Genomic DNA, 12895 nt, shown 5'->3' on the forward strand with positions numbered 1-12895 from the left:
GCAATGGGCAAGGGCCATACCGTAATCGTCGCGACCGACGGCGCGTGCAAGGGCAATCCCGGCCCCGGCGGCTGGGGCGCGGTGCTGCGCTGGGGCGATGTCGTCAAGACGCTGTCGGGCGGCGAGGCGGATACCACCAACAACCGCATGGAGTTGCTCGCCGCGATCGAGGCGCTCGCCGCGCTCAAGCGCCCGTGCAAGGTCGAACTGTCGACCGACAGCGTCTATGTCCGCGACGGCATCACCAAATGGGTCCATGGGTGGCAGCGCAACGGCTGGAAAACCGCCGCGAAAAAGCCTGTCGCCAACGCCGACCTGTGGCAACGCCTGGTGCGCGAGGCCGCACGGCACGAGATCGAATGGCTGTGGGTCAAGGGCCACGCCGGCCACGGTGACAACGAACTCGCCGACAAACTCGCGAGCGACGCCGCATTGGCGATAAAACGTTAGGCGGCACGGGCGGACGCGATGCGGCTTTGGCGGCTGGCGTGGGATGCTTAGGCCATAACATCCCTTCGTCATCCCGGATCAAGTCCGGGATGACGACGAAGGATAAGTCCGACACCGGTCGGCCCCGAACACCTCCGCATCGCCCGCCGCCTTTGCCCGCAAAGCGCGCTCAGGCCGGCTTCCAGCTCTTGCGGTCTTCGGCCTGCTTAAGCACCTCGAACGCCGCCTGCCCGGCCGCGAAGCGTTTGGCGGCGTCGGCGTCGCCGGGCTTGACGTCGGGGTGGCATTCCTTGGCATAGGCGCGCCAGGCCTTTTTGGCCGCGTCGAAGTCGGCGTCGCTGTCGAGCCCGAACACCTCCAGCGCGCGCATCTCGTCCGCGCTGCGACTGCCGTCGCCGGGGCCGCCCCAGCCATAATGCTGTGCGCGGGCGTAGCTGCGTGCGCCCTGCGCCTCCTCCGCGGCGCGCGCCGCGGCATCCTCGGCGCTCAGGCCCGCGAAATAGTCCCAGCCGCGATTATATTCAGCGGCATGGGCTTCGCAGAAATACCAGCGTTCAGGACTGTTGGGCGATTTGGGTGCGGGGCATTGTCCGGGGGCGTCGCAACCATGACGGTCGCACAGACGAACCTTTTGCGCCTCGCGGCCCTGCCCATAGGCGCGCCAGCGGGGGAAACCCCAATCGTCGGATCTCTTGGCGCGGCTCATCGGGACCATGTAGCGGCTCGCAACGGCGATTGCTACCCGAGCGGGCCAAAATCCTAAGTCTTCGGTTTATATCCGAACGCCTTTTGCGCCAGCTTCACGACCGCGGGATCGCGGTCGGGCGGGGTCATCGGAACCGCCGCCTCCAGCGTGGCCGCAACATGCGACAGCGCAGCGATCCGCGCCGCCTTCTTGTTGTTGCCGTCGATAACCCTCCACGGCGCCCAGCGCGTATCGGTGTGCGCGAACATGTCGTGCATCGCGTCCAGATAGGCGCCGCGGTGCGCGCGGTTGCGATAATCCTCGGCCCCGGTTTTCCAGCGTTTCCACGGATCGTCGAGGCGGTCGGCAAGGCGCTTGTCCTGCTCGGCCTGCGTCACATGGACGAACAGCTTGACCAGATTGGTGCGGCTCCCGGTCAACTGCGCCTCGAACTCGTTGATCTCGTCATAGCCCTTGCGCCATTCGGCCTCGGTCGCGAACCCCTCGACCCGCTCGACAAGGACGCGGCCGTACCAGCTCCTGTCAAAGATCGAGATGTCGCAATTGCCGGGCAGGCGCGTCCAGAAACGCCACAGGAAATGACGCGCCTTTTCCTCGTCGGTGGGGGCGCCGATCGGCCAGACCTCGAAATAGCGCGGATCGAGCTGCGCGGTCAGGCGCTGTATGATCCCGCCCTTCCCCGCCGCGTCCCAGCCTTCGAGCATGATGATGCTGCGCTGCCCATGGGTGATGTGCGCCGCCTGGACATTTTCAAGCCGCGCCTGCAGCGCCGCCAGATCCTTGGCATAATCGCCGTCATATTTGGTACCGGCTTCATAGTCGGCGAGAGAGATGGTCATGGGCGACCTCGTAGCGCATTTGCCGCTCGCACACCAAGCGGTCGATGCGGACTGTCAGCTTATGGAACATTCCATCCGGCGTCAGTTGCCGTCCATCAATCGCTGGCGCGCCTCCCAGTCGGCGAGCGTCCTTTGCGTGCGCGCCATGCGTTCTAACGCCGCGGGGATATCGCGGCTCTTCGAACCCAGCCGCTGCGCTTGCCCGTACCAGTCGCCAGCGGCGGCAAAATCGTGCCTTTGCTCGGCGCACAGGCCCAGGTTGAAAGCGAGCGCGGCGGTCGGCTCGGCATCGCGCGTCATCGCCGCCCAGGCATCGCACGCGCCGGCGGGATCGGTCTTGGTCTGCCGTACCGCAGCCTTGAACGCCTCGGCCACCGGCTTGTCGAGCCCCTTGCGATTTTCATCGACACGAACGTCGATCGTGTAAGCGCGAGGCGCCACATCGCCGCGAATGGTGTCGACCTGCCCTCTCAACGCTTCCGCGACAAAATCCTCGATGGTCCGGCTGGCCTGCCTGTCGGGGCAGATATTTTGCTCGTCGCGCGTGACGAGCGGACGCGAATAGCGAACGCTGCCATCGGCGACAGCCGCGAGCCGCACGGTGCTCGATACGGTGACGATCCGCCTGCGACAGCGAATATCGACCTCGTTCTCCTTCAGGCACTTGTCCTTGTTCGCGGGATCCTTCTCGACGCAGCGCTTGCGCTTTTCCGTCACATTGCTTTCGCTGAGCGCGGTCTTCGCCGAACCGGTGACGATCGCGTCATAGGCCGCCCCGGTTTCGAGGCCGATCATCCGGAAATAGGGTCGATTACCGAACCGAACGGTTCCGAGCGCGGCTTCGATGCCCTGCGCAAGTTCGGCCCCGTCCTCGCCTTCGAAGCGATCGACCGCGATGCGAACCAGATCATTGACGTTCGCGCGCTCGGGCGGATCGTTCGCGGCAATCGTCAAAGTCTCCGCCGCCGCCGGCATCGCGAACCCGAACAGCAGCGCCACCAGTGCCATTCGCCAACGTCGCATCTTCGCCCCCTTGCGCGTCAAACCTGCCGATGCGCGGAGCTATCGCAGCCCTGCCACCTTGTCAAAACGCGGCGAGCAGCGCGGCGACGCGCGCCGGGTTTTCCATCGGGATGAAATGGCTATGGTCGTCCCAGCGCTCGTCGCGCACCGCGCCGATATGCGCGCCGAGCCCCGGCCAGGTGGGGCTTTGCGAAAAGTCCATCGAACCGCCGCGTTCGCCGCTCGGCGCGCGGATCAGCGTCACCGGCGCCGCCAGCCCCGATAGCCAGCGATAGGGGTCGATGCGCAGCGCATTCTGATAGACCGACGCCTCCAGCCGCGGCGGACAAGCCAGCTCCAGCCCCGTCCCTCCGGACGCGGGCAGCAGGCCATAGCGGCAATAATCGTCCAGCACCGCCGACTGCCAGTGCGCATAGGGCGGACGGTCGGCGAAGCGCGCGCGCATCTGTTCCACGCTGTCCCAATCGTTGCGCCGACGCGCCACGGGATGCTCCGCGGGATCGGGGATCGGCAGCGCATCCTGGCCCGTATAAAGGTCGGGCGCCATGATGACCGGATCGATCAGGACGAGGTGGCGAAAGGCATCGCGCCGCTGCGCCGACAGGCGGGTCAGCGCATGGCCGCCCATGCTGTGCCCGCACCCGATCAGCGGCGTTCCGGCAAAGCGATCGACGAGCGGCAACAGCGCGTCGCCAGTCGCCCCCCAATCGGCGAGCGTCGCGGGGCGAAAGCTGCGCCCATGCCCGCGATGGTCGGGCGCGATGACGTGCGTGTCCGCGGGCAGCGCCGCGACGACCTGATCCCACAGCCGCGCATGAAAACCCGTCGCGTGGAGGAGGAGCAGCGAGGGCCCCGCCCCCGGCTCACCCCATTCGAACCAGCAGATGTCGCCTTCCGGCGTAGCGAGCCGGTGTTCGCGCGGCCCGTTCATCGGATCAGCTCTTGGGACCGTCCACTAGGCGGATATGCAGTTCCTTGAGCTGCTTGTCGCTGACCGGCGCCGGCGCGCCCATCATCAGGTCCTCGGCCTTCTGCGTCATCGGGAAGACGATCACCTCACGGATGTTCGGTTCGTCGGCGAGCAGCATCACGATGCGGTCGACGCCCGGCGCCGAACCGCCATGCGGAGGCGCACCGAACTTGAAGGCGTTGATCATACCCGCGAAATTGGTGTCGACATCCTGCTGGCTGTAGCCCGCAATCTCGAACGCCTTGTACATGATATCGGGGCGGTGGTTCCGGATCGCCCCCGACGACAGTTCGACGCCGTTGCAGACGATGTCATATTGATAGGCGAGGATGTCGAGCGGATCCTTGGTTTCCAGCGCCTCCATCTCGCCCTGCGGCATCGAGAAGGGATTGTGGCTGAAATCGATCTTGCCGGTTTCTTCGTCGGCCTCGAACATCGGGAAGTCGACGATCCAGCAGAATTCGAAGCGGCTCTTGTCGATGAGGTCGAGCTGTTCGGCGACGCGGGTACGCGCAAGACCGGCGAGCTTCGCCGCCTTGGCTTCGATGCCCGCGGCAAAAAAGATGCCGTCGTTCGGACCGAGGCCCATAGCGTTGGCGATCGCCTGCATGCCTTCCTGGCCGTGGTTGTTGGCGATCGGGCCGCCGAACACGCCGTCCTTCTGCGTCGCATAGCCGAGCCCCGGAAAACCCTCGGACTGCGCCCAGCTGTTCATTTCGTCGAAGAATTTGCGGCTCTTCTCGTGCGTTTCGGGCGCGGCGACGGCGCGGACAACCTGCCCTTCCTCGACCATCGAGGCGAAGCGGCCAAAGCCCGAGCCCTTGAAGAAATCGCCCACGTCATGGACGAGCAGCGGGTTGCGCAGGTCGGGCTTGTCGCTGCCATATTTCAGCATCGATTCGCGGTAGGGAATGCGCTTGAACGGCAGCGGCGACACGGTGCGTCCCTTGCCGTCGAAATCGGCGAACTCCTCGAACACGCCGTGCAGCACGGGTTCGATGGCGTTGAAGACGTCGTCCTGCGTGACGAAGCTCATTTCGAAATCGAGCTGGTAGAATTCACCCGGCGAACGGTCGGCGCGCGCATCCTCGTCGCGAAAACAGGGTGCGATCTGGAAATAGCGATCGAAGCCCGCAACCATCAGCAGCTGCTTGAACATCTGCGGCGCCTGCGGCAGCGCGTAGAATTTGCCGGGGTGGACGCGGCTGGGGACCAGATAGTCGCGCGCGCCCTCGGGGCTGCTCGCGGTAAGGATTGGCGTCTGGAACTCGGTGAAGCCCTGATCGATCATCCGGCGGCGCAGCGACGAAATGACGTTCGAGCGCAGCACGATATTCTTGTGCAAGCGTTCGCGGCGGAGATCGAGGAAGCGGTTGGTAAGGCGGATTTCCTCGGGATATTCGGCGTCGCCGAACACCGGCAGCGGCAGGCGGTCGGCGGCCGACTGCACCGTCACCGCGCTCGGATAGATTTCGATCTCGCCGGTCGCAAGCTTGGGGTTCAGCGTCTCGGGCGACCGGGCGGCGACCTTGCCCGTGAAGGTCAGGACGGATTCGGGGCCGACACCGTTGACCGTCGGATACAGGTCCGAACCCGTCTCCACGACGATCTGGGTGATGCCATAATGGTCGCGAAGATCGACGAAGAGCACATTGGCATGCTCGCGCGTCCGGTGCACCCAGCCCGAAAGACGGACTTCCTCGCCGACGTTGGCGGCGCGAAGGTCGGCGCAAGTGTGGGTACGATAGGCGTGCATTATGTTCGTCTTTCAAATGTCCGGGGAGGCGCGCCGGAAAACGCGCCGATATGGCCGCGCCTAAGGCAGGTCGCGGGGGCTTTTGTCAAGGGTGGACCCGCGATTCGCCCCGAACGGCGCCGCCCATGTCCCTGCGATGAACAGCGGTAAATTTTCCTGACGATTATGCTGCGGGCGCTGTATAGGCTCCCCATGCAAATTCATCCGTTAATCGAGTCCAGCGAAGCGCTTCACCAGTTTGTCGACCTGATCAAGGGCAGCGACTTCATCGCCGTCGACACCGAATTCATGCGCGAAAACACCTTCTGGCCCGAACTCTGCCTGATCCAGGTGGCCGACGCGCACCACGCCGCCGCCATCGACCCGATGGCGCCGGGCATCGACCTCGCCCCGCTGCTCGACCTGCTCGTCGACAATGAGGAGGTGCTCAAGGTCTTTCACGCGGGCGGGCAGGATGTCGAAATCATCTTCAACCTGACCGGTAAGACGCCGCACCCGATCTTCGACACCCAGATCGGCCAGATGGCGCTCGGTCAGGCCGAACAGGTCGGCTATTCGAATCTCGTCGAGGCGTGGCTCGGTCTGCAGCTCGACAAGGGCGCGCGCTTTACCGACTGGAGCCGCCGGCCGCTCGACAAGCGGCAGATCGACTATGCGATCGGCGACGTCACCCATCTGGCCAAGATTTTCCCGATGATGCTCAAAAAGCTCATCAAGACGGGCCGCGGCCACTGGCTCGACGAGGAAATGGAAAAGCTCGCCGATCCGTCCAACTATGCGATCGACCCCGAAAAGGCGTGGCAGCGGATCAAGGTGCCGTCGCGCAAGCCCGATGCGCTCGGCCGGCTCAAGGCTCTCGCCGCATGGCGCGAGCGCGAGGCGCGCAACAAGAATCTGCCGCGCGGACGCATCGTCAAGGATGAGACGCTCGCCGACCTCGCCGCGCACCCGCCGAAAAGTCAGGACGGCCTCGGCAGCGTGCGCGGCCTGTCGGCGACATGGCGGTCAAACGACATCGGCGGGCGGCTGATGGACGCGCTCGCGAACGCCAAGCCGCTGCCCAAGGACGACATGCCCGACCGCGCCCCGCGCGGTCCGGGGCTGGGCAAGGAAGGCGCGCTCGTCGCGGACCTGCTCAAGCTGCTGCTCAAGATCCGCTCGCGCGAACTCAATGCCGCGGCGCGGCTGATTGCGCGCAGCGACGATCTCGAAGCGCTCGCGGCCGGGCGCCGCGACGATATCCCGATGATGCGGGGCTGGCGTTACGACGTGTTCGGCCACGCCGCGCTCGACCTTGTCGAAGGCCGCGTCGGCTTTGCGGTCAAGAACGGCAAGCTGGTCATGAGCGAGATCGAAGCCCCCGCCCCGGCCGAAACCGACGCCTGAGGGCGCGCTCCCTCGCTGCCCCGCTTAGAGCAGCACCAGCTCCGGCTTGACCCCGAACGCCTGCGCCAGCGCGCGCAGGCGCCGGTCGACCGATTCGCCCGCCAGATGATGCCAGCCGGGATCGAGGCTGAGCCGCAGCTTGCCGTCGTCGAGTGCGATGGCGCTCGCCTTGAGCGGCGCCTCGACCCCCCCGGTGAGCCGCTGCGCCAGCCGGATCGCAAGCCCCCACTGCCGCGCCCGGTCGATGCGGTCCGCCGGAACGAGGCTGGTCATAGCGGGAAAATCGACGTCGGCGCCGCCGAACCCGGCGTGCAATGCGCGCGCGAGCAGGATGCGGCCGGGAATGTCGATGCTGCGCCAGTTGCCGTGCAGTCCGATCTCGGTCCCGCGTTCGGCGCGGAAATCGGGGTTGGCCGACCAGGCGACATCACTGAGCAGGCTGGCGGCGAGCCGGATGCGGCTGTCGCTCGCCTCCTCATTGGCGAACAGCGGCGCGATCCACTCGGCGATCGCGCGGCCGTGCGGGGCGAAGCGAGCAAGTCGCCGCCCCTCGAACTCCGCCGCGACGATCAGCGGATCCTGCGCCCGGGTCGCGGGGTCGAGCGCCTGATAGAGCAGCCCTTCGCGCAGTCCCGATGAGGAGACGGTCATCTCGGGCACATCGATGATATTGACCAGCGCCGCGAGCAGCGCCGCGGCATCGGGGAGCGTTGCAGCGCGGTTCGACGCCATGCCCGGAATCGCGCGCAACTCCTCGAAACTCATCCGCTTTGTCGCGCGTAGCAGCCGGCGCAGCGCGGCGCGCGGCATTACATGATGGTCGAGCACCGGCAGCGGGTCCTGCGTCAGTTCGATGTCGAGACGCGACAGTGCGCGCCATGATCCACCGACAAGATAGAGCGGCAGCCCGGTCATATTGTCCGGCCAGCCCGCGCCCTTGAGCATCTTGCGCACCGATCGCTCGAAAACCTGCTGCCCCTGCTTGCGCAGCGCGGGCAGGCGCAGCACGCCGAGCGGGAAGGACACGCGCCGCCCGACGGTGCCGCCCGACACTTCGGCCAGCTCAAGGCTACCGCCGCCCAGGTCGACCGCGATGCCGTGCGCGTCGGGGATTGCCGAGATGACGCCGCAGCCCGCCGCTTCGGCCTCTTCTTCGCCCGATAGCAGGCGGATCTTCAATCCCGCATCGGCAGCACCGGCGATGAAATCGGGGCCGTTCTCTGCATCGCGCACCGCCGCGGTCGCGACGCATTGCAGGTCCTTCACCTCCATGTGCCGCGCGAGCAGCGCGTAGCGGCGCAGCGCGATCAGCCCGCGTTCGGCATCTTCGGGCGCGATGCGATTGTCGATCGCGAGCCCGCGGCCCAGCCCGGCCGGCACCTTTTCGTTGAAGATCACCGCGGGCGCGCGCGGCGGCCCTTCATAGACGACGAGGCGGACCGAGTTGGACCCGATATCGATGACGGCGGAACGATGGGCGGTCAGTCTGTTGGAACGGGCGATCGGCAAGTGTCAGTCTTCGCGCATGTTGAAATCGAGGGTCGGCACATCCTGCCGCTTGTGCAGCGCGGTCCCGCGCCCCGAAAGCGACGGGTTGTTCATGAAATAATGGTGCAGGTTAAACGGCTTGTCGCCCGGATCGACGCGCACATAGGTGCCGTCGGCCTGCAGCACCCAGCTTTGTTCATTGTCGATCAGATTGGCGACGAGCACCTGATCCAATATCTGGTCGTGGACGGTCGGGTTCTCGATCGGGATCATATATTCGACGCGGCGGTCGAAGTTGCGCGGCATCCAGTCGGCGCTCGAGATATAAAGCTTGGCGCGCTGGTGCGGCAGGCGCGATCCGTTGGCGAAGGCCCAGATGCGGCTATGTTCGAGGAAGCGGCCGACGACCGATTTGACGCGGATCGTCTCCGACAGGCCGGGAACGCCGGGACGCAGGCAACAGATGCCGCGCACGATCAGCTCGATCGGCACCCCCGCCGCGCTCGCCTCGTAAAGCTTGTCGATGATGCCGGGGTCGACGAGGCTGTTCATCTTGGCCCACAGCCCCGACGGCAATCCCGCTCGCGCCGCCGCAATCTCGGCATCGACAAGCTCGCACAGATGCGCGCGCATGTTGAGCGGCGACATCGTCACCAGCTCGAGCCGCTCGGGCTCGACATAACCGGTGATATAGTTGAACAGTTGCGCAGCATCGCGCCCCGCGCGCGGATCGGCGGTGAAGAAGCTGAGGTCGGTATAGATGCGCGCGGTGATCGGGTGGTAATTGCCTGTACCGAAGTGGCAATAGGTCCGATACCCCTGCCCCTCGCGGCGCACGACCATCGAGATTTTGGCGTGCGTTTTCCACTCGATGAAACCGTAGACGACCTGCACCCCAGCGCGTTCGAGCTGGTTCGCCCAGAGCAGATTCTGCTCCTCGTCGAAGCGCGCCTTGAGTTCGACAACCGCTGTCACCGACTTGCCCGCCTCCGCCGCCTCGATCAGCGCGCGGATGACGGGCGACTGGTTGCCGGCACGATAGAGCGTCTGCTTGATCGCGACGACATCGGGATCGGCGGCTGCCTGCCGCAGAAAGGACACGACGACGTCGAAGCTTTCATAGGGGTGATGGACGACGATGTCCTTGGACCGGATCGCCGCGAAACAATCGCCGCCATGTTCGCGGATGCGTTCCGGAAAACGCGGCGAATAGGCCGGGAATTTCAGGTCGGGGCGATCGACATCGACCAGCGCAGACAGCGCCGCGAGCCCCACGAAACCGCCGATCTTCGCGACGATCGCCTCATGCCCCTGAATATCGGCATTGAGCACTGCGGCCAGTTCGGCCGGCATGTCGGCCTCGAGTTCGAGCAGAATCACCCGTCCGCGCCGGCGGCGGCGGATCGCGGTGCGGAACAGCCGCACCAGATCCTCGGCCTCTTCCTCGATTTCGATGTCGCTGTCGCGGATGATGCGGAACACGCCAATCGAGCGGCTCGTATAGCCGGGGAAAATCAGGTCGGCGAACAGTTCGACCAGATATTCGATCGGCACGAAGCTCGTCGCTTCGCCCGGTACCGGCACCAGTCGCGGCAGCGAAGCGGGGATCATCACCAGTTCGCGCACCGTGTCGCCCGTCGCCTGGCGCTGGAGATCGAAGATCACGCCAAGGCCGCGGTTGAGGATGAAGGGAAAGGGGTGCGCAGGATCGAGCACCTGCGGCGTCAGGATCGGGAATATCTGTTCGCTGAAATATTGGCGGAGCGAAGCGCGCAGCCGCTCGCGCTCCGACCCGGCGCCGTGAACGATGACCCCTTGTTCGGCGAGCAGACCGTGCAGCTTCTGCCACTCGCTCTGCTGTTCGTCGACGAGCCGGTTCACCTCGGCCTCAATCTCGGCGAGCTGCTGCCCCGGTGAGCGACCGTCGGCCGACGGATCGTCGATCCCCTGAAGCTGCTGCCCCTTCAGGCCGGCGACGCGGACCATGAAGAATTCGTCGAGATTGCTCCCCGAAATCGACAGGAAGCGCAGCCGCTCGAGCAAGGGATGCGCCGGATTGCGCGCCTCCTCCATCACCCGCCGGTTGAAGGCGAGCCACGACAGTTCGCGGTTGAAAAAGCGGTCGGGGTTCGTCTTGTCGAAGCCCGGAACCACCGGATCATTATCGGCGCGAAGGGGCTGACCGGTTATCGACATGTGCCTGTTTCCTGCCTTTCGAGCAAATCGGGATCGATGAGCCCCTGTGACAGTAATGTTTCACGCGTAAGACGAATGCTAATGGCGCGCCCTTTTTCGAGCGATGCGGCGTCGAGCGCCGCGACGACGCGGTGGATCATCGCATAGCTGCGCTCCATCCGCGGCACGACATAGGCGGCGACGTCGGGCGAAATCGCCATCCCGCGCTGGGCAAAAAGTGCGTCGATCAGGTCGCGCGCCAGGCAATCGTCGGGCTCGCCGATCGTCAGCACCGGCACTGCGCGCAACCGCGAAGCGAGGTCGGGAAGCGCGATCGCCCATTCGGACGGCGGCGCATCGGCAATGATGAGCAGGGGCGTTCCCGACGCCTGCGCCGCGTTCCAGGCGTGGAAAATCTCCTCTTCGGACACGCTGGCATGACCGTCGATCACGCGCCCGCCCGATTCGCGCGCGAACAGCCGCCCCATCAGGCTGCGCCCCGATCCGCGCGGCCCGGTCAGCACCGCGGTGCGCACCGGCCAGGTCGCGACATGGCGCAGATAGCGCACCGCGTCGGCGTTGCTCGTCCCGACGATCAGCGGACCGTCGTTGGCGCCGCCGGCGCTCCAGTCGAGCGGCAGCGCGATCTGTCCCGAACCGCGGGGCATCAGCGACTGATCCTGAGCTGGCCGCCGCCTTCCTGCACCTTGAAACCGCGCGCCGCGAGCGCCGCCTTCAGCGCGCCGACGTCGCCGCGGAAGGTGACGCGCATCACCGACATGCCGCCGAGCGCGAGGCTGCTCGTCGCTGCCGACTGGACCCCCGAAATGCCGCCCACGGCGCGTTCGGTCGCCGAAACCGATTCGACGTCGGGTGATGCATATTGGACCGTGAAGGTCTGCAGCCCCGCAGGCGCCGTCGTCGGCAGGCTGGTGTCGGTCTCGCCGGCCACCACCGTGTCGTCGGTCGCCACATCTTCGGGCAGATCCTCCTTCTCGACCGGCTTTTCGAGCACGAGATAGGCGTCGGTGCGCAGCTGTCCCGCGGCGAGCGCCTGCGTGTAGAGCGCATCCATCCGTGCCACCGCCTTTTCCATCATGTCGGGAATTGCGGCGGCGTTGGGCGCGGTCATCGTGAAGGCGCCGATCAGACGGTTGTCGGGGCTGTAGCGCGCGGCGAAATGGCCGGCAACCGGTCCGCCGGGATAGCTGTATTCGACCCGCGCGATCGGGATCAGCACGTCGGCGGCGCCATATTGGTCGAGGATGACGCGCCACCAGACGCGGCCGCGCCGTCCGGTCTGCCCCGGATTGAGCAGCAACGTGTCGGCGCCGGTGCCCGCGGTGCGGACATAGTCGATCGCGCTCTGCCCGGTGTTATATTCGGCCCAGGCGCGCTGCCACGCGCTACGCTGTTCGAACACCTGCTGAATGCCGTCGATCGAATAGACGGGAATCACCAGCAGCGGCGGCGAACGCAGGGTGCGGCCGCTGACGCCCAGTATCTGCCCGGCGCGGACGCGGTCGAACTGGACGCCAAGCGTCGCGACATAGCGGCGCGGCCCGACCTGTTCCTTTTCCACCACGATCGCGGTGACGATGCCGTCCAGCACCGAATCGGACAGCGCCGGACCGTCGCTGCCGTTGGTCTTGCGATAGAGTTGCTGCCACCCCTTGCGCTGCGCCTCGCGCCAGCCCTTTTCGCGCGCATCCTCCGGATTGTCGCCGGTGACGTCGATCGCGATGCCGCTCGCCAGAAAATCGCCGCTGCTGTTGATCGGCGTGATGCCGCGGTCGCCATGCGCGATCTGCCCCTGGACGAGGCCCGCGATCAGAACCGCCAGGAACAGCCCGAACAGCGCCGCCCAGCGCCGATCGCGAGGCCCGAACGAGCGGAGCGGGAAACCGGGAGTCGAACGGGGGAAAGCGGCCGAAGTCATAGGGTTCTTACGCTTTGTTCCCAACCAAGATGCAACCATCACTCTGTCCGTCATTCCGGCGAAAGCCGGAATCTCGACCTCGTGCCATAATGCCCCGGCGAGATCCCAGCTTTCGCCGGGATGACGATTCCTGCATGCCCTACGCGAAAGTCGAGGTCACCGA

Annotated in this window: 11 protein-coding genes; 2 read left to right on the top strand and 9 right to left on the bottom strand. The window is 65.9% G+C overall.

Going from position 1 to position 12895, the window contains the following annotated elements; all coding sequences use genetic code 11:
- Positions 1-3: 3 nt before the first annotated feature.
- A complete protein-coding gene (gene rnhA / locus EBMC1_RS13395; protein ID WP_003047820.1) occupies positions 4-450 on the top strand; it encodes a ribonuclease HI in 447 nt (148 codons plus the stop codon).
- A 169-nt stretch (positions 451-619) separates the two neighbouring features.
- Here rnhA and EBMC1_RS13400 read toward each other — a convergent pair whose 3' ends face one another.
- From EBMC1_RS13400 to aspS, 5 genes are all read right to left on the bottom strand, one after another.
- Complete coding sequence (locus EBMC1_RS13400; protein ID WP_040590347.1) at positions 620-1156, bottom strand: DnaJ domain-containing protein; 537 nt, start codon at positions 1154-1156, stop codon at positions 620-622.
- A 53-nt stretch (positions 1157-1209) separates the two neighbouring features.
- Positions 1210-1995: a polyphosphate kinase 2 family protein gene (locus EBMC1_RS13405; protein WP_003047825.1), complete on the bottom strand. Its 786-nt coding sequence runs from the start codon at positions 1993-1995 to the stop codon at positions 1210-1212.
- An 81-nt stretch (positions 1996-2076) separates the two neighbouring features.
- Positions 2077-3018 carry a hypothetical protein gene (locus EBMC1_RS13410; protein WP_156001255.1) on the bottom strand — a complete coding sequence of 314 codons (942 nt, stop codon included), beginning with the start codon at positions 3016-3018 and terminating at the stop codon, positions 2077-2079.
- 61 nt (positions 3019-3079) lie between these two features.
- Positions 3080-3949: an alpha/beta fold hydrolase gene (locus tag EBMC1_RS13415; protein WP_003047831.1), complete on the bottom strand. Its 870-nt coding sequence runs from the start codon at positions 3947-3949 to the stop codon at positions 3080-3082.
- A 4-nt stretch (positions 3950-3953) separates the two neighbouring features.
- The gene (gene aspS, locus EBMC1_RS13420) at positions 3954-5744 is read right to left on the bottom strand and encodes an aspartate--tRNA ligase (protein ID WP_003047834.1); all 1791 of its coding nucleotides are present in this window, start codon (positions 5742-5744) and stop codon (positions 3954-3956) included.
- A gap of 192 nt (positions 5745-5936) precedes the next feature.
- Between aspS and rnd the strand changes: the two genes are divergently transcribed.
- Positions 5937-7130 (top strand): ribonuclease D, encoded by a 1194-nt coding sequence (rnd, locus tag EBMC1_RS13425; RefSeq protein ID WP_003047837.1) that lies wholly within the window; start codon positions 5937-5939, stop codon positions 7128-7130.
- A 24-nt stretch (positions 7131-7154) separates the two neighbouring features.
- Here rnd and EBMC1_RS13430 read toward each other — a convergent pair whose 3' ends face one another.
- Genes EBMC1_RS13430 through EBMC1_RS13445 form a run of 4 tightly spaced genes read right to left on the bottom strand, consistent with a single transcriptional unit; the run spans position 7155 to position 12732 of the window.
- Positions 7155-8639: a Ppx/GppA family phosphatase gene (locus EBMC1_RS13430; protein ID WP_003047839.1), complete on the bottom strand. Its 1485-nt coding sequence runs from the start codon at positions 8637-8639 to the stop codon at positions 7155-7157.
- A 3-nt stretch (positions 8640-8642) separates the two neighbouring features.
- The gene (locus tag EBMC1_RS13435) at positions 8643-10814 is read right to left on the bottom strand and encodes an RNA degradosome polyphosphate kinase (protein ID WP_003047842.1); all 2172 of its coding nucleotides are present in this window, start codon (positions 10812-10814) and stop codon (positions 8643-8645) included.
- Positions 10805-11461: an HdaA/DnaA family protein gene (locus tag EBMC1_RS13440; RefSeq protein ID WP_003047844.1), complete on the bottom strand. Its 657-nt coding sequence runs from the start codon at positions 11459-11461 to the stop codon at positions 10805-10807. Before EBMC1_RS13440 ends, EBMC1_RS13435 begins: the two co-directional genes overlap by 10 nt.
- The gene (locus EBMC1_RS13445) at positions 11461-12732 is read right to left on the bottom strand and encodes a hypothetical protein (protein WP_003047848.1); all 1272 of its coding nucleotides are present in this window, start codon (positions 12730-12732) and stop codon (positions 11461-11463) included. The genes EBMC1_RS13440 and EBMC1_RS13445 overlap by 1 nt, the downstream gene beginning before the upstream one ends.
- Between the last annotated feature and the right edge of the window lie 163 nt (positions 12733-12895).

Origin of the sequence: Sphingopyxis sp. MC1, from assembly GCF_000371385.1 — a bacterium.
In the GTDB taxonomy this organism is placed as follows: Bacteria; Pseudomonadota; Alphaproteobacteria; order Sphingomonadales; family Sphingomonadaceae; genus Sphingopyxis; species Sphingopyxis terrae.